The organism is Pelomonas sp. Root1217 (assembly GCF_001425705.1).
GTDB lineage: Bacteria > Pseudomonadota > Gammaproteobacteria > Burkholderiales > Burkholderiaceae_C > Pelomonas.
In genome coordinates, this window is the sequence record NZ_LMDC01000029.1 from 138,867 (window position 1) to 155,255 (window position 16,389).

Genomic DNA, 16,389 nt, shown 5'->3' on the forward strand with positions numbered 1-16,389 from the left:
ATTGGGGTGAACCCGTGCCAGAGCCATGCATTGACCGGCAAGCCCGTTGCTCTCTCCGCAAACGTCACCGAGCCATTCGGGCAGCGGCCAGGAGCCGCCCAACCAGTGCGGTCAGGTCGCGGAACGTGTCTTCCTTTTCAAGCACGGCGCGCACGCCGACAGCCGCGGCCTGTTCGCGCAATTCGTCGGTGATCAGGCCTGAACTGATCGCCACAGGCAAGCTGGGGCGGATGGAAGCGATCTCGCGTGCAACGTCCAGGCCCGAGCGGCCCGGCATGTTGTAGTCGGTCACGAACAGGTCCACCGCGTCGGGTGCGCTGTCCAGAGCCGCCAACGCAGCGGCAGCATCGGTGAAGCCGCTGCAGCGGTAGCCGGCACGCTCCAGCAGGCGCACGACGACCAACATGACGGTCTCATCGTCGTCCAGATAGATCACGTGTTCGCCCTGCCCCATGGGCGGCGCATCCGCCATGCGCTCGATGCGCATCGCCGGCAGCGGCGGATTGACGGCAGGCAGGTAGAGGTGGAAGGTGCTGCCCTGGCCCGGCACACTGTCCACGGCAATGCTGCCCTGGTGCGCAACGACGATGCCATGGACGACCGACAGGCCCAGGCCCGTGCCCTGACCCGTGGGCTTGGTCGTGAAGAAGGGCTCGAAGATCCGCTCGCGTGTCGTGGCATCCATGCCCATGCCCGTATCGCTCACCCAAAGATGGGCATAGCGGCCGGCAACCAGCCCCGAAAGCGCCCGCGCGGTGGCTGCGTCCAGATGCACCGCCTCAAGACCGATGACGATCTTGCCGACCTCGCCACGCAATGCATGCCAGGCATTCGTGCTCAGATTCATCAGCACCTGCTGGAGCTGGGTGGCGTCGCCGTCGACGTGCAGAGCCTCATCGCTCAGGCTCAACTCGAGTTCAACGCCAGCCGGCAGCGTCACGCGCAGCAAGCCATAGGTCTCGTCGACGATCGGCCGCATCGCGACATTGCGCAATTGCTGCGGCTGGCGGCGGCTGAAGGTCAGGATCTGGCGAACAAGGTCGCGCGCGCGCAGGCCGGCCTTCTGGATCTCGCCCAGCATCGTCAACACAGGATGGCCGGACTCGAGTTCACCCCGCGCGAGTTCGACATTGCCGAGGATCGCGCCAAGGATGTTGTTGAAGTCGTGGGCGATGCCGCCCGCCAGCGTCCCGAGGGATTCCATCTTCTGCGCCTCGCCGAGCTGCACCTCGAAGCGCCTCAGCTCGGCCTCCGCCTCCCGATGCGCGGCCCGGCGGGCGGCCTGGACGAGCTCGCGCTCGAGCACGGGCGCGAGCCGGCTCATGTTGTCCTTCATCACATAGTCGTTGGCACCCGCCTTCATCGCGACCACCGCCGTTTCCTCGCCGATGGTGCCGGAGACAAAGATGAAGGGGATGTCCAGACCGCTCGCGCGGAAGGTGGTGAGCGCTTCCAGGCCGCTGAAGCCCGGCATGCTGAAGTCGGAGATCACCGCATCCCACGGGCCCTGGACAAGGGCCGACTGCAGCGCCGCCAGGTCCTGGACCCGGTGAAAATCAGGCGCGAAACCGGCGCGGCGCAGCAGGCGCATCGCCAGGCGGGCGTCGTTTTCCGAGTCCTCGACGGCAAGAACCCTGATCGGCCGCTGGTTCATGACGACGCCGGCCGCGGCGGCAATTGGTTGAGTGCGAGCCAGTAGATACCGAGCACCTTGACCGCCTCGAGAAACTCGGTGAAGTCGACGGGCTTGCGCACATAGCTGTTGGCGCCCAGTTTGTAGCCCGAGACGATGTCCTGCTCCTCCTTCGACGAGGTCAGGATCACTGCCGGAAGCAACGCCGTGCGGGGGTCGGCGCGCATCGCCTTGAGCACGCCAAGGCCATCGAGTCGCGGCAGCTTCAAGTCAAGGATGATCAGTGTAGGCAGCTCCGCCTCAGCACGATGGGCATAGGCACCACGCGCAAACAGGAAATCGAGCGCTTCTACGCCGTCACGGGCAACAACCAGCGGATTCATCAGATGGCTGCGCTTGAATGCGCGCAGCGTCAGCGCGACATCGTCCGGGTTGTCCTCAACCAGCAGGATGACCTTGCTCTCGTCGCTCATCGGTTTGCTCCAGGATACGGAAGAAAAAACTGGCGCCGCCACCGAGGCTGGCCTGCGCCCAAAGCGGCCAGCCGTGGCGGCGCAGCACGCGCTGGACGATGGCCAAGCCAACGCCAGTGCCGGGGAAATCGCTTTCGTGATGAAGGCGCTGGAATGCGCCGAACAGCCGATCGGCGTAGGCCATGTCGAAGCCGGCACCGTTGTCAGCAACAAAGCAGATGCGGTCTCCACCTTCCTGGCGCATGCCCACGCGGATGACGGCATCGGTGGTCTTGCCCGTGAACTTCCAGGCGTTGTCGAGCAGGTTTTGCAGGGCGATATGCATCAACTCCCGGTCAGCACGCACCTTGATGCCTTCGTCGATTTCCCAGCGCACCTGGCGCTCGGGCTGACTCCGGGCCAGGTTGGCCGCCATCTCGTGAACCATGGCGCTGATGTCCACCTCCTGAATGCGCAGCTCGGCTCGCGTCACCCGCGCCAGGCCCAGCAACTCGTCGATCAGACGACCCATGCGCTGGCTGGCAGCGCGGATGCGCTGCAGGCTGTCACGGGCCTCCTCGTCGAGCTGATCGCCATAGTCCTCGATCAAAGCCAGCGAGAAGCCATCCATGCTGCGCAGCGGACTGCGCAGGTCGTGCGAGACCGAATAGCTGAACGACTCAAGCTCATTGTTCAACGAGACGAGTTCCCGATTGCTGAGCTCGAGCTGGCCAAAGGAATCCCGCAGCTTGCGCGTCATCGCGTCAAAGTGGCGGGCCATCTCGCCGAGTTCATCGGCACTGCCGACATCGAGCTCGAACGACCAGTTGCCGGCCGCCACCTCGCGAGTGGCCTGCTCGAGCCGCGCGATCGGGCGGAGCACGTCGCGCCGGAACATCCAGACGGCAGCCGCCGTGATCAGGGCCATCAACACCAATCCGGCGGCCGTCACGAGGACCACACGCCGTTGCGTCTCGTCGATACGAACGCCCGCATCGTCAATCAGCTTGGCCGCGTCGACGAGGCTTCGTTGCTGCAGGATCAGCAGACGGCTGGAGATCTGGACCTCGAAGCGCTGCTGGACCTCGTCGGCGACGCCACCGGCAGCTCGGGTGGGCACGACTTCACCGAACAAGCGGTGGCTGGCCTCGCCGTTCGCACGCAGCTCGGCCAGGGTCCTGGCTGCGGCATCGTCAAGGCCAGTCGGCAACGCGAGCAGGCCTTCAAGACGCTGCCAGACCGCCTGTTCCTGCAAGCGGGCGCGTTCGCGCCGGTTGAGCAGGTATTCGAAGGTCACCATGCGGATGTCGTTGAGCGCGCTGGCGATCGCCGCGCTGTGGCGGCGCTGCTCGACGGCTGCGCTGACCTGAGTGTTCGCCCAGCCGATGCTGACAGCGATCAGCACCATGGCACCAAACATCAGCGCCGCTGCGATCCGGGCCTTGCTGCTGATCTTCATCGCACCACCGTCACCCGTCCCGGGCTCGCGGCCAGCAGGGCGTCCAGGCTCAGATGGGACAGGAAGTTCGGCATCGGCTGCATAGGCGCATAACCACGCGCCATCGCCCAGCCCGCCACGTCTTCGAGGGTGACCAACTGGGCCTGCTGCTGATCGACCTCCAGATCCAGGGCCTGCCAGGCCGGCTCGATCGCCTCCGGGTCGAGCTTCAGGCCCGCCGCCAGCAGCGTCTTCGCCTGCAGGGGGTCGAGCTGCACGAAACGCTCAGCATCCAGCAGGGCCAGCAGCAGTCGGCGCAAGGCCTCCCTGCGGGTGGACATGAATTCGCTGCGACCGACAAGCACATAGTTCTGCGCATAGGCATCGGGTGCACTGAACGAAATGATGGCGCTTCCCAGGGCCAGCTCGGCTTCATGCCGGACCGGCTGCCAGGCGGCGATCGCGTCCACGCTGCCGTCGCGCAATGCGGCGATCAGGCGCGTTGGCGGCAGGTCCACAAGGATCAGCGACTGCGGTGCCAGGCGATGGCGCACCATGAAGGCCCACAGGAAGTATTCGCCGCTGGTGCCGAGGGTGACGCCCACCCGGCGCCCTTGCAGATCGCCCGGCGAGCTGATTTTGCGGTCGCGGCGCGCGAGCACGGCCAGTTCATTGGAGGCGCTCGCCACCGCCGCCGCCATGCTCAGCGGCGCACCTTTGAGCACCTCGATGACGATGGGCACGTCGGCCGCGGCGGCAAGGTCGGCACCGCCTCGCAGTAGCTCGGCCAGCGCGGCCTTGCCATGGGTTTGCGGCAGCACCGTCACCGCCAAGCCGCGTTCATCGAAGAAGCCCCGTGCCGCGGCGATGTGAATAAGCCCGGCGTGCGGCGCCAGGGGAAGCGCAATCGAAAGCCGTTCGGGCACCAAGGGCGCGCTGGTCCGGCGCTGGCTCAGGCCAAACGCCGCCGCAAGCACGCCGAGCGTGGCCAGACCTGCCACATGCCGGCGATTCAGACCGCGACCCGCCGGGGTCGGAGCGCTCATCTGGTCCTCCCGAACCCAACACGCCAAGGCCATGAAGACCACATGGATAACGGATTAAGTGTGTTGTCTAAGTCCGTTCGAACGAAGAGTACGGGCAGGGCTTGCGTCTTGCAAGGCCTGTAGCGTGACGTATGGCCTAACTTGTCCAAACTGTGGCATAGGAGATTTCTCCGTTGCCAGTTCACACAAATCTGGCAATGCTTGAGCCTGGAGGTGGCAGATGGACCTGACGAGCTACACGGACCAGTGGCAGGCACAGCGGCAGCAACTTTTCAAATCCGTGCCTCCGGAAGGCCGCAAAGTCCACTATCTGGACAAGGAGTTCCTGGTCTACCCTGACACCTTCTGGCCCTTCGCTGACAGCCTGCCGCTGGTCAGGAATTTCACGGTCGCGCCAGGCGAAACCGTGCTGGACGTGGGCACCGGCTCAGGCGTCATCGGCATCTTTGCCTGCTACCAGGGCGCGGGGCGGGTGGTGGGCGTGGACATCAACCCGGCGGCCGTCCAGAGCGCCACCCATAACGCCCAGATGCACGGCTTCGCCGGGACCATGATCGTGCTGCAGTCCAATTTGTTCGAGGCGCTGGGCGATGAGCGGTTCGACGTCATCACCGCCAACCTGCCGTTTCGAAACAAGCCGGCGCACGATATGGTGGCCATGTCCCAGTGGGACACCGACTTCAAGACCAACACGCGCTTTTTCGAAGGCGTGGGCCGGCATTTGAAGCCCAAGGGGCGCATCTATTTCGTGCAATCCAACTTCGGCGAGATCGAGGCCATGAAGCGCCTGGCGCAAGCGGCGGGCCTGCAGAGCCGGGAGCTGGCCAGCGAAGCCACCGACGAAACCGGGCGCCAGCAATTCTTCGTCTACGAGATGACCCGGTCCTGATCGATTCAAAGAGCCTGACGCATCGGCTCCCATGGACAGCTTGCTGTTGGCCGTCAAGTCGCACCGCGCCGTCCCCCGCTCGGACTTGAGAACGCGGGTCCGCCGGGTGGCCGTCATCTTGTGCGGCTCGCGCGGCGGGTCCAGCCTCTTCAAGGAGGCCTTGGCGCAGCATCCCAGCATCGCTTCGCTGGATGGAGAGCTGGACCCATTGCTGGCCTTGTCGGGCAACGGCTTCAACCAGAACTCCGACAGCGATGCCATCGAGCAGGTGGCCAATGTGGAGGAGTTGGGCAGCAGCATCCTGGACGAGATGTCATTTGCCTCGGCAGAACTGCTCGATAGCGACCTGCTGCTCAGGAAGTGGAAGAACCGGCTGCTGCTGCAGTTCCCTGCGCACTTTCTGGAGACCGGCGCTGGCCGCCGCCTGGATCAGTCGCTGGAGGCGGCGTTGCGCCAGTTCAAAAGCGGCGAGCGGCGCAGCGAGGCCGAACTCCAGGAATTGGTTCTCTCCGCCGTGTTCAACGACGATCCCTGGCGGATCAGCTACTACGACGGCAAGGCCAACCGCAGCGACGGCCGGCATTTCGACGAACCCTTGAAAATCGAGGAGCCGCCTTTCGTGGTGCCAACGCTCAGGCGGCGTGCCTTCGGCTCGGCCGACGTGCGGGATTCGGTGCTGCTGTTCAAGTCGCCGGCCGATGCCTACCGCATCGGCATGTACGAGCAGTTGTTCCCCAACGCCGAGGTGACCTATATCCACCTGACCCGGGGTTTCGCGCAGTCCATCAACGGCCTGATGGACGGCTGGCTCTATCCGCTGGGATTCTTCTCCCACGACCTCAGCAAGATCGGTGGTGAGCTCGCCATCCGAGGCTATTCCGACACCGTGGCTTTCGGCCGCAAGTGGTGGAAGTTCGACCTGCCGCCCAACTGGCGCAAGTTCACTGATGCGAAGCTGGAGGAGGTCTGCTTGAACCAATGGCACTCCATCCACGAAGCCATCCTGCAAAGCGGCGTCTGCGCTCTGCGCGTGTCCTTCGAAGGCTTCGTCGACGAGCCCGTCGCGACGCTGCGATTGATCACCGACCATCTCGGTCTGCCCGCCATGGCCCTGCCGGGCGCATTAGCAGGTGCATTGCCAGGTGCACTGCCCATCAAGATGGCCACCGAACCGCCCTGCCCCAAGCGCTGGCACAAGAGAGGCCCCTTGCTGTTGGAACTGGGTCAGCGGGCCGAGGTGCGAGAGATGATGGACCGGCTTGGCTATTCCATGGAGCCCGACCTATGGCTGTGAATTCAAGGCTGCTGCTGCCCTACCTGATGGGCCAGCGCCGCGACGGCCTGCGCCGCGTGCTCGACATCGACACCCATCCCTGGGAAGTACTGGCGCCTGCCGGGCAGCATGAGAGGCGGATCGACGACCCCATCGCCAAGCTGGGCAGCTTGGGGCACCTCTACGCCCTGCTGGCGGCCCGCGTCGCCAAGTTGGTCCGCAATGGCTATCGGCCAGTCAGCCTCGCCGGCGACTGCGTCTCCAGTCTGGGCATGCTGGCGGGGCTGCAGCAAGCCGGCCAGCCGCCTGAACGTGTGCTGTGGCTGGATGCCCATGGCGACTTCCACACCTGGTCCAGCAGCCAGACCCAGTACATCGGCGGCATGCCCCTGGCCCTGTTCGTCGGACGGGTCGACCACGATTTCGACCCACGCAGCCAGGCGGCACGCGCCTGCCTGGCCACCATCGGCGTGCAGGCCTATCCACAACAACAAATCGTTCTCGCCGATGCACGCGACCTCGACCCCGGTGAGCGAGAAGCCCTGCTCGGCTCCCGGATCCTGCGCTGCCCGCTCGACGAAGTGCTGGCTCACCTGCGACCGCAGGAGCGCATCTACCTGCACTGGGACACCGACGTCATCGACGACCCGGCCCATATGCCTGCGCTCAAATACCACGTGCAACGCGGTCCCAGCGCCGCGGACATGGCCGACTTCTTTGCTGCACTGCACGCCTACAACATCGTCGCCGTCTCAGTTTCCGCATGGCATGAGGAACAGGACGCCGACAACCGGACCGCCCAGGCCTGCCTGGATATCTTGAACACGCTGCTTGAGGCCTGAGGCGCAGTGCCAAGCCGTCCTGCAGCCCCGTCATGCATGCAAGCTGCGATTCAGGCGGCGTCGCGTTAGCATGGCCTTCACTAGCGATGCCCCGCCAGTCTTAGCGAAGGAGCCGCAATGAAACTCAATCTCCCAGGTTTTGCCCTCGGCATGCTCGCCGGCTGTACGGTTGCCACGAGCGCCGTCGCGGGCGCCTCCACGCGAACCCAGCCGGTTGCGCCGGCATCGATACCGAACGACCCGGCTCAAACCGCCGAGCCGCGGCGCGATGAAGAAGCGGTTCGATGGGACCGCCTGGAGCCTGGTACCTTGGAGCGTTCAGCCAGGGATCGCAGCAAGCCGAAAGCGCCGACGTTTCCCGCCGAACGCCGGTAGCGTCAAGGCTCAACCCGCCGAGGCCAGGCGGCGCGCCGATGGGGCCGGTTTCCGCTCGTTGCGGGACTCGCCTGACTCACGGCCTTTGCGTTTCAGCAGTTCCTGTATCCGCCGCAGGCTCCGCCGCATGGCGGCGATCTCCTCGCGGCCGGGGAAAGACACCCGCGGCATCGGCGGCGCTTCGGCAATTTCGGCCAACCGGGACCGATCAAAACTCTGGGTCATGGCACGCTCCGGCAGTCGCAGCGATGCCATCGTGAGCGTCTCGTCCCGACCGGGCTGTAGGACGCTGGCTCGTCCCGCCGCCGTACCCCTAACCTTCGGACGCTGCGTAGGTCGATGCTGGCAGCACGGCGGGTACCCGTCCGTCATGCAGCTCGCTGCAATGGCACCACGATGGCGGCTTCATGGGCATTCCAGGAGACTTTCATGTCAGATGACAAGACCAAGTCCGGCGGTCAGGATCGCAGCCGCATCAGCCTCAGCGAGGACTACGAAGTGCGCGATTGGGCTACCAAGTTCGGCGTGACTGCGGACGAGCTCAAGGCGGCCGTGAAGGCGGTCGGCAACGATGCCGCAGCCGTCGAGGCCCATTTGAAAGCCGGCAAGCGGTGATGCCGTGCGGGTCGCGACCTGGAACGTCAACAACGTCACCAGGCGGCTCGGCCTGCTGCTCGACTGGCTGGACCGCACCCACCCGGATGTCGTCGCCCTTCAGGAACTGAAGGCGCCGACAGAAAACTTCCCATCGGATGCGCTGCGAGAGGCCGGCTACGAATCTCTTGTCGTCGGCCAGCGCACCTGGAACGGCGTGGCCCTGCTGTCGCGCGGCCAGGAGATCGTGCCTGTCGCGACCGCGCTGCCGGGCGATGCGAAGGACAAGGAGGCGCGTTATGTGGAAGCAGCCATCGCCGGTGTGCTCTTCGGTGGCCTCTACCTGCCCAACGGCAACCCGCAGCCCGGCCCAAAGTTCGACTACAAGCTGCGCTGGTTCGAGCGCCTGCGCAAGCGTGCCGCCGCCCTCTGGAAGTCCGGCGAGCCGGTCGTGCTGATGGGCGACTGGAACGTCGTGCCCACCGATCAGGACATCTACAAGCCGGACACCTGGCGCGATGACGCCCTGCTGCAGCCCGAGCCGCGGGAAGCGTTTGCCAAGGTGCTGAGCCAGGGCTGGACGGACGCGATCCGGGCGATGCACCCGGGCGACGTGCCCTTCACTTTCTGGGACTACCGCCGCCGGCGCTGGGAGCGCAACGCGGGGCTACGCATCGATCACATCCTCGTCAGCGCGCGGCTCGAGGTCATTGATGCAGGGGTGGACCGTGAGGAGCGAGGCAAGGAAAGTCCCAGCGACCACGCGCCGGTATGGGCGGAACTGAAGCTCAGGAAGGCCACGCGGCGGCAAAAGGCGTCAACAAGTCATCGCGAGTAACCGGAAGCACCAGTTCCAGCAATCGCCGGGCGAGGCCGGCATTTGGATTGCCCCGCTTCCCAGCCAGCACCGGTATCGGCACTGCGGGGCTGGCAAAGCCCGATCAGTGCCTGATCCACCAGGAGTACGTCATGAACATCCGCCGATTCACTTCATGGCAGACGCCGGTCCGCACGGCTGTTGCCGCAGCGGCCGTGGTCGCGATCGTGTTGCCCATCACCGCTCAAACGCAGAGTGCCACGGAGATCTACCAACAGGAACGCGCCAATTGCCTGTCCGGCAACACCATCCAGTCGCGCGCCGACTGCCTCTACGAAGCCCGCTCCGTGCTGCGTGACCGGCGTGCCGGCGAGCTTGAGCCCAGCGACGCGAATGCGGTCACCACGCCAACGGGTGACACCAGCCGCATGGACGCCCTGCCAGCGCGTGCGGACCGCGGCTGAATTTCCGAGGCCTTGATCGCAGCGCGCCAGCGGCGGCGGAAGTTCCGCCGCGGGTTACTGCATCCATGCCCGGAGATGCGGCTTGCTGCCGCGCGTGCGGCGGTGCGTCGCGGAATATCGGGCGCAGCAGGCAAACTTGGTGGCTTGCCGAAGACCTGACCTCATGACCCGCCGCCTTGCCCTGCTGACCACCGCCCTGCTCGCCGCCGCATCCCTGGCCACCTGCGGCATCGTCAGCCGCATCTCCGACGGCCATCTCGACATCGAGCAGGCGGAGCTGCAGGCCCGCATCGCGCCGCGCTTTCCGACGCATCACTGCAAGCTCCTCATCGCCTGCCTGGACCTGTCCAACCCCGTCGTCGTGCTGACCGAAGGCGAGGACCGCATCGGCCTCACGGCAGACGCCAAGGTCGTGCTCGGCACCCGCGAGCGCACCGGCCGCGTCGGCTTTTCAGGCCGGCCGCGCTATATGCCGGCCGAGGGCCAGCTCTTCCTGGATGACGTGCAGATCACGACGCTGGAGTTCGCCGGCCTGCCGCAGGAGTACGCCGCGATCGTGAAGTTGCAAGCGCCGGGGATGATCAACGCACAGCTGCAGGCTCGCCCCGTCTACACCATCGATGCGAGCACGGCCAAGGGCGCGCTGGCGAAGATGGCGGTGAGGGATGTGAAGGTGGTGAATGGGAAGCTGAGGGTCAGCTTCGTGCAGGCGAGGGAATAGCGCGCTGCTGCTGTGGGGACAGCCCTCACCTTCCGCTCAGGCCTTGAAGGCGCGCAAACGCTCCATGTCGATGGAAGGCGGCCAACAACGGCTTCATGAGCCAGATGAGGATTCGAGGCCGAGCCTTGAAGTTGCAGATGAACTGAGCTTCTGTTGCCTGCGGCTGCAACTAATCGGACTGCCAGGCGCTCCGAAGTACCGAAGGAACGACGGACCGCCGATCTTTCCCAACAGCGGCATGCTTAGCGGCGAATCAGCGATGTACTTCGAGACCGGAAGTACTTTAGCGACAGTGACTTAACGGAGTGCCGAAGCTCCCGGTACACGGGGCTTGGGATCGATAAAGTCGCCCTGATCACCGCTGCCCTCGACGCACATGCGGTACCCCATCGCGCGATAGCCCCGCTGCCGCTTGTCCCACATCCGCAGCAGCGCTGGATGGCCGGTATCGACGAAGTCGATGATCCGCACGTCGGCCTTGCTAGCGTGCTCGCGGTGCAGGCGCCCTGCGTACTGCTGCAAGGTGCCTTTCCAAGAAACCGGCATTGCCAGCACCAAGGTGTCCAGCGGCGGATGGTCGAAGCCTTCGCCGATAAGTTTCCCGGTGGCCAACAGGATGCGCGGCGCGTCAGGTGGCAGCGCATCCAACGCGGCAACGAGGGTGGCACGCTGCTTCTTCGACATTCGCCCATGCAACACGAACGGCGGCGGCACCTGCGCGTTCAGGGCCACGAGGATTGCGTCGAGGTGTTCGGTGCGCTCGGTCAGCACGAGCACCTTGCGGCCCTGCTCAAACGCCGTTGCGGCTTCTGCGGCGATGGCCTGCGTGCGGGCCAGGTCATTGGCCAAGTGGCGGAACACGTCTTGGATGCCTGCTGTCGCGGCCAAGTCGATGCGCGCAAAGCAAGACCGTGGCATCACCTCCAGGTCGTGGGGCGCACTGGCTGGCCTGGCTGCCGCGTGGCGGATCGGCCCACACTGCATGAAGATGATGGGCTGCTGGCCGTCGCGACGGATAGGCGTGGCAGTCAGACCCAGAACGAACCTGGCTTTCGTCTGCTTGAGGATGGCGTCGAACGAGGTGGCGCCGACGTGGTGACACTCGTCCACCACGATCTGCCCATAGTTCTCGACCAGTGCATTGACCTCACCCTGGCGGGACAGCGACTGCATCACGGCGATATCGATATGGCCGGTGGGCTTGGCCTTGCCGCCGCCAATGGCGCCGATCACGCCTTTCCCGACGCCCAGAAAGGCCTGCAAGCGTTCCTGCCACTGCTTTAGCAACTCGGTGCGATGAACCAGCACCAATGTGTTAACGCCGCGCCTGGCGATGATGGCTGCTGCTGTCACCGTCTTGCCGAATGCGGTGGGTGCGCACAGCACGCCGGCATCGTGCTGCAGCATGGCGGCCACGGCCAGTTCCTGGTCGGGGCGCAAGGTGCCGACAAAGTCGGCTTGGATAGGCTCGCCCGTGAATCGTTCGTCCTGCAAGTCGCAACGGATGCCGTTGTCCTTCAGCAAAGCGCATGCAGCGTCCAGGCAGCCCCGTGGCAAGGCGATGTGCTGCGGGTAGTTCTCTGCGTTGCCGATGACGCGCGGCTTGTCCCACACCGACATGCGCATGGCCTGTGCCTTGTAGAACTCGGGGTTCTGGAAGGCCACCAAGCGAATCAGGCGGTTGGCCAAGGCCTGGGGCAACGCGCTCTTCTCGAAGTAGACCAGGTTGGCCAGCGTCACGGTCAAGGCCCGGGGCATGGTGCCGGCCAGCTTGCCCGTCGAGCTGGCCTGGCGCTTCCAGGGCGTTGCCAGGTCCTTGTCGTCGATGAAGGTCACGTCCAGTGGATGAACGCCACCGGTGGCGCGCAGAACAGTCGGCTCGATGTCGTGCGGCGCCATAGGCTGGACCCTGGTGAGAAACGCCCACTGGTCGGTGTGCGGCCGCAGCTCGGCATCCACGAAGACGCTGCAGCCGCGCTCGCGTGGGTGCTTCTGCAGAGGCAGCGCGATCAGGTTGCCAAAGCCGCCTTTGGGCATCGAGTCCTGGTTGGGAAACAAGCGGTCGTAGGACGCCAGCCTGAGCTGCCGGGTGCGCGCACAGGTGTGGCTGATGATGGCGGTACCCAGGCGCCGGGCATCGCGCGCCGACACACGGCCGGCGAAAAAAACCCATGCATGCGCGCCCTGCCCCGAACGTGAAATCTCCAGCGCGGCCGGCACGCCCAACTCGTCGCATGACAGCATGAACGCCTGGGCGTCGTGCTGCCAATCTGCCTCGTCGAAATCGACGGCCAGAAAGTAGCAGGTATCGTCCTCCAGCAGCGGGTAGACGCCCACGGTCTGCTTGCCGGCCAGGTGGTCGTAGATCACAGCGTCCGACAGCGGCACCAGCAGCCGGTACCCACAGTCGCCGCACTTGATGCGGGGCTTCTCACAGACCCCGGCCCGCCACTCATTGGCGCAAGCCGGTGCGTAGCCCGACTTGCCCGAGGTCTTGCCCTCCCAGCGGACTGGATAGACGTCGGAGCGGCCCCTGAAGAGGCGCCTGAACAGCGCCACCTTCTCAGCCGTGGACAGAATAGCCTTCGGGGTTTCTGGCGCAGGCGCAGGCGCAGGCACCGGAGCAGTCAGCATCGGTTGCGGCGCGGCTGCGGGCGATGCGTGCCACGCAATGCCGTGCGACTCCAGCAGCGCTACGAGCCGCGCGTTCTCGGCTTGCAGCGCATGGAGGTCCGCGGGCTCAGTCAGCTCGACCTTGGCATCGGCCCATGACAGCGAAGACTTTCCAGCTGGCTTGCTCATCGAGCCTTACGCTGCCAAGCGCTCCCTGAACTCTTCTCGCTTGCTCCAAGCTATCGGCGTGATGTCGTAACTGCGCAGGGCGTCCTGGACGGCCTCGCTCACCTTATGGTCACGATCATTCAGGACTGCGAAAGCCAGGGAATCGGCCGGGCGAACATCCTTGGTATCGACCCACGCAAACGCCGCACTTTGGGTGTTGTCCTTGTTGGGATTATTGATGACACGTAGGATTCGTTCAGGTGCGCGCCTGGACTTGGGTACGACGAAGTCGAACTGGTGGTTGTATCGGCTGTGGCCGACGAAGTTCACTCGAGGTGTATAGCGCACATCGGCGGCGTCCAGCCACAAGGCCACGTCCTCAAAGAAGAAGCTCGCGACGTTGGCGCGGGCAACGTAGAACAGGTCGTTCACGGCCAGAATCGCCTGTACCAGGCTGTGTTTTCGCCGAGGAAAGTTATCCTCCGTGGCCTTGATTTCCAGCGCGTCAGCGTTCTGCTGCACACCAAAACCATTCAGCGTTGCAGCCAGCATTGCCTTGCGGCGCGGAGTGTCAATTTCGCAGCCTGACTGCGCCAGATCAGCCAGCGTGTAGCCGTCATCGGTCAGCATCCACTCTTGACCCTGCTGACGCAGATAGATTTGGATGTAGTCGTTGTGACGATCCAGGTACGGCGTGGTGATCTCCACCCAACCGTTGATTTCTCGCCAGGCCGTCTTGGCCTTCAGCCAGTCGTAGTAGCTGCGGATCAGATCGTCAGTTGCTTTCATGAGAACAGCCCTCGCACGATATTGGGCCGCTCGACGACTCCGCAGTAGGTCATGAAGTCCTGGAGAACCTGCCACGCATCGTCGGGCTGGCTGAGCATTCCGACCGGAACCTCCACGACCCACTTGTCGCCATAGCCTTCTCGGTAAACGTGCAGGTGAGGCACGCCCACCTCAGTGCCATCCGGGTTGCGATGCGGTGCGGCAAAGTCGAGCCGGGCCAGCACGACGACCTGCCTTCCACGCGCCTGATAGCCGGTGGTGAGAGCTATGCGCTTGCGGTTGATATCCAAGGAGAATTGCTCTCGCTCATCACGCGAGATCAAGGGCACTTCGATGCGACCACCAAGGTCGGGAAATTGGAAAGCGCCCTGCAGTGCTGGCACCTTCTCTTCAGCAGCGCGTCCGCATCTGACTGCGCGAGGGCGTCATTGGCCATGGCTCGCGCCCTGTGTCGATGTGTTAAACAGTCGCTCAAGCGTATCGGGCAGCAATATCGCGCTCTCCTGGCGAATGGCAGTGCGCTTGGCCTTCAGGGTGGTGGTGACCTGGGCATGGAGCTGATTGAATGCTTGCTGAACAGACAAGGACGGCAATGGCACTTCGAGAGTCATAAGCTTCTCCTGTCTCAGTGTGCGGTTGCCGAAGGAGCGAATGCCCAATTAGGGATAGGAGCGGTCAGGCCGGATGTCTACCGCTCTGCGGATGATGGGCGCAACGCCACCCTGTGTTGTCATGGTCCAAGCCCTCATTCGCCGGCCTCCACATCACCCTGGCTGACACCCCGCCCTTCCAGTTCCCGCCGCGTCTTGTCCAGCTCCGCTTCCAGCAGCTTGGCGTCCGGCAGTACGGTCTGGTACTCGGCGGCCATCACCTTGTTGGGCAGGCCCTCCAGGGCATAGTGCGCCTCGTTGCTGCCCTTGCTGGCGCACAACACCAGGCCCACGGGCGGGTTCTCGCCGGGCTTCATCCAGTGTTCGCGGGCGTAGTTCAGGTACATGTGCATCTGGCCCGCGTCGGCATGGCTGAATCTACCGATCTTCAGGTCAATGACAAGCAGACAGTGCAGCCGGCGGTGGAAGAACAGCAGATCGACACGGAACCAGGCGTCGTCCAGCCGGAGGCGCCGCTGCCGGCCCACGAAGGCGAAGTCGTCGCCCAGCTCAAGCAGGAAGTCGGCCAGGTGCTGGATAAGCGCGTCTTCCAGGTCTGACTCCGAGTACTCGTCCTTGAGGTTGAGGAATTCCAGGACGAAGGGGTCCTTGAGCGCCTGCTCAGGAGTGATGACATCGCCGGGCTCGGCAGCTTCAGCCTTGCGCAGCATGGCCGCCTTGTTGTGCGACAGGGCGGTGCGCTCATAGAACTGGCTGTTGACCTGACGGTCGAGCTGACGCACGCTCCAGCCACAACGCAGGGCCTCGGTTTCGTAGAAGGCGCGCGCGGCTTCGGACTTGACGGACAGCAGGCGCACATAGGCCGACCAGGGCAACGGGAAGGCTTGGGCCAGTGCAGGTAGGCCCATCGATTCTCCAGACACCGTCTGGAGAATCTGCAGGCTAGAGGATTTCGCAGACAGTGTCTGCAAAATCTGCTCGGCAGGCCAGGCAAGGTAGAAAGAGCGCATTTGCCAGAGGTTCTGGCGGCTGAAACCGCGCCCAAAGCGGGCAGTCAGGTCTTCAGACAAGCGCTTGATCAATGCGTCGCCGTAAGCAGCTCGGCCCCGCCCACCTTGCTCGAATTCGACGATGCGTCGGCCGATCTCCCAGTAGCTGGCCGTCATCAGCGCATTGACGCTGCGTGCGGCGGCATGACGGGCGGCCTCCAGAAGAGCGACGATGTCGCCGTGGATGCCGTTGTAGCTGGGCCCCGCATCGTCGCTGCCGGGAAGGAGTTCGCTCATGCATGCACCTCGTTCAACAGCGCGCCAAACTCGATCAGAACCTCATGAGTCAGGTCCCAGCCGCTGCTCATGCGCCCTCCCAGGCTATTGTCTAGTGGTAGGCCGTGCAGGGCTTGAACCTGCGACCAAAGGATTCCGGTTTGTGCCCATTTCTGGACTCCCTGGACTATGCCTTCGCCATGGACCGTGAAGGCCTGTAGGCGGGCGCCGTCTAGTCTCTACACCTTCCCCTCGCGGGGCTTGGCTCGGCGTTGCCTTGTGCCTTGCGGCCGTCAGGGTTCGCCGAATTTGACGCCATTCACGCAGGCGCTTTCGCCACCCGGTGCACAACTTTCGTTATGAGTCCTCTGCTCTGACCAACTGAGCTAACGGCCCACT

General features: G+C 64.5%; 18 protein-coding genes. 8 read left to right on the plus strand and 10 right to left on the minus strand.

What is annotated here, in order from left to right; all coding sequences use genetic code 11:
- Nucleotides 1–64: 64 nt before the first annotated feature.
- The 4 genes from ASC95_RS26165 to ASC95_RS26180 are packed head-to-tail and all read right to left on the minus strand — an operon-like array spanning nucleotide 65 to nucleotide 4,569.
- Entirely contained in the window at nucleotides 65–1,654 is a 1,590-nt protein-coding gene (locus ASC95_RS26165; RefSeq protein WP_057300632.1) for a hybrid sensor histidine kinase/response regulator, read from the minus strand.
- Nucleotides 1,651–2,106 carry a response regulator gene (locus tag ASC95_RS26170; protein ID WP_057300633.1) on the minus strand — a complete coding sequence of 152 codons (456 nt, stop codon included), beginning with the start codon at nucleotides 2,104–2,106 and terminating at the stop codon, nucleotides 1,651–1,653. The genes ASC95_RS26165 and ASC95_RS26170 overlap by 4 nt, the downstream gene beginning before the upstream one ends.
- Nucleotides 2,072–3,544 (minus strand): ATP-binding protein, encoded by a 1,473-nt coding sequence (locus ASC95_RS26175; protein ID WP_057300634.1) that lies wholly within the window; start codon nucleotides 3,542–3,544, stop codon nucleotides 2,072–2,074. Before ASC95_RS26175 ends, ASC95_RS26170 begins: the two co-directional genes overlap by 35 nt.
- Complete coding sequence (locus ASC95_RS26180) at nucleotides 3,541–4,569, minus strand: ABC transporter substrate-binding protein (protein WP_162250858.1); 1,029 nt, start codon at nucleotides 4,567–4,569, stop codon at nucleotides 3,541–3,543. The genes ASC95_RS26175 and ASC95_RS26180 overlap by 4 nt, the downstream gene beginning before the upstream one ends.
- Before the next feature lie 220 nt (nucleotides 4,570–4,789).
- Here ASC95_RS26180 and ASC95_RS26185 point away from each other — a divergent pair, with 220 nt between their 5' ends.
- The 4 genes from ASC95_RS26185 (at nucleotide 4,790) to ASC95_RS30965 (ending at nucleotide 7,948) form a co-directional block, all read left to right on the plus strand.
- Nucleotides 4,790–5,458 carry a methyltransferase gene (locus ASC95_RS26185; protein WP_057300636.1) on the plus strand — a complete coding sequence of 223 codons (669 nt, stop codon included), beginning with the start codon at nucleotides 4,790–4,792 and terminating at the stop codon, nucleotides 5,456–5,458.
- A gap of 31 nt (nucleotides 5,459–5,489) precedes the next feature.
- A complete protein-coding gene (locus tag ASC95_RS26190) occupies nucleotides 5,490–6,752 on the plus strand; it encodes a hypothetical protein (protein ID WP_057300637.1) in 1,263 nt (420 codons plus the stop codon).
- Nucleotides 6,743–7,573 carry an arginase family protein gene (locus ASC95_RS26195; RefSeq protein ID WP_235538058.1) on the plus strand — a complete coding sequence of 277 codons (831 nt, stop codon included), beginning with the start codon at nucleotides 6,743–6,745 and terminating at the stop codon, nucleotides 7,571–7,573. The genes ASC95_RS26190 and ASC95_RS26195 overlap by 10 nt, the downstream gene beginning before the upstream one ends.
- A 117-nt stretch (nucleotides 7,574–7,690) precedes the next feature.
- Nucleotides 7,691–7,948, plus strand: coding sequence for a hypothetical protein (locus tag ASC95_RS30965; protein ID WP_157256515.1), 258 nt, complete (start codon nucleotides 7,691–7,693; stop codon nucleotides 7,946–7,948).
- A 9-nt stretch (nucleotides 7,949–7,957) separates the two neighbouring features.
- On the opposite strand, the gene ASC95_RS30970 is transcribed toward ASC95_RS30965, so the two are convergent.
- Nucleotides 7,958–8,173 carry a hypothetical protein gene (locus ASC95_RS30970; protein WP_157256516.1) on the minus strand — a complete coding sequence of 72 codons (216 nt, stop codon included), beginning with the start codon at nucleotides 8,171–8,173 and terminating at the stop codon, nucleotides 7,958–7,960.
- A 204-nt stretch (nucleotides 8,174–8,377) separates the two neighbouring features.
- Here ASC95_RS30970 and ASC95_RS26200 point away from each other — a divergent pair, with 204 nt between their 5' ends.
- From ASC95_RS26200 to ASC95_RS26215, 4 genes are all read left to right on the plus strand, one after another.
- Nucleotides 8,378–8,563 carry a DUF3606 domain-containing protein gene (locus tag ASC95_RS26200; RefSeq protein ID WP_057300782.1) on the plus strand — a complete coding sequence of 62 codons (186 nt, stop codon included), beginning with the start codon at nucleotides 8,378–8,380 and terminating at the stop codon, nucleotides 8,561–8,563.
- Between the two features lie 4 nt (nucleotides 8,564–8,567).
- The gene (locus tag ASC95_RS26205) at nucleotides 8,568–9,380 is read left to right on the plus strand and encodes an exodeoxyribonuclease III (RefSeq protein WP_057300638.1); all 813 of its coding nucleotides are present in this window, start codon (nucleotides 8,568–8,570) and stop codon (nucleotides 9,378–9,380) included.
- Between the two features lie 131 nt (nucleotides 9,381–9,511).
- Complete coding sequence (locus ASC95_RS26210; protein WP_157256517.1) at nucleotides 9,512–9,823, plus strand: hypothetical protein; 312 nt, start codon at nucleotides 9,512–9,514, stop codon at nucleotides 9,821–9,823.
- 163 nt (nucleotides 9,824–9,986) lie between these two features.
- A complete protein-coding gene (locus ASC95_RS26215) occupies nucleotides 9,987–10,544 on the plus strand; it encodes a DUF1439 domain-containing protein (protein ID WP_057300640.1) in 558 nt (185 codons plus the stop codon).
- 297 nt (nucleotides 10,545–10,841) lie between these two features.
- On the opposite strand, the gene ASC95_RS26220 is transcribed toward ASC95_RS26215, so the two are convergent.
- The 5 genes from ASC95_RS26220 to ASC95_RS26240 all read right to left on the minus strand — a co-directional run bounded on the left by ASC95_RS26220 (nucleotide 10,842) and on the right by ASC95_RS26240 (nucleotide 16,011).
- A complete protein-coding gene (locus ASC95_RS26220) occupies nucleotides 10,842–13,346 on the minus strand; it encodes a DEAD/DEAH box helicase family protein (RefSeq protein ID WP_082568135.1) in 2,505 nt (834 codons plus the stop codon).
- Between the two features lie 6 nt (nucleotides 13,347–13,352).
- Entirely contained in the window at nucleotides 13,353–14,114 is a 762-nt protein-coding gene (locus tag ASC95_RS26225) for a DUF1829 domain-containing protein (RefSeq protein WP_057300641.1), read from the minus strand.
- On the minus strand, nucleotides 14,111–14,497 hold the full coding sequence (locus tag ASC95_RS26230) for a hypothetical protein (protein ID WP_235538059.1): 387 nt from the start codon (nucleotides 14,495–14,497) through the stop codon (nucleotides 14,111–14,113). Before ASC95_RS26230 ends, ASC95_RS26225 begins: the two co-directional genes overlap by 4 nt.
- 42 nt (nucleotides 14,498–14,539) lie before the next feature.
- Nucleotides 14,540–14,725: a hypothetical protein gene (locus tag ASC95_RS26235; protein WP_157256518.1), complete on the minus strand. Its 186-nt coding sequence runs from the start codon at nucleotides 14,723–14,725 to the stop codon at nucleotides 14,540–14,542.
- Nucleotides 14,726–14,859: 134 nt separating this feature from the next.
- Nucleotides 14,860–16,011 carry a YhcG family protein gene (locus tag ASC95_RS26240; RefSeq protein WP_057300643.1) on the minus strand — a complete coding sequence of 384 codons (1,152 nt, stop codon included), beginning with the start codon at nucleotides 16,009–16,011 and terminating at the stop codon, nucleotides 14,860–14,862.
- Nucleotides 16,012–16,389 lie beyond the last annotated feature (378 nt).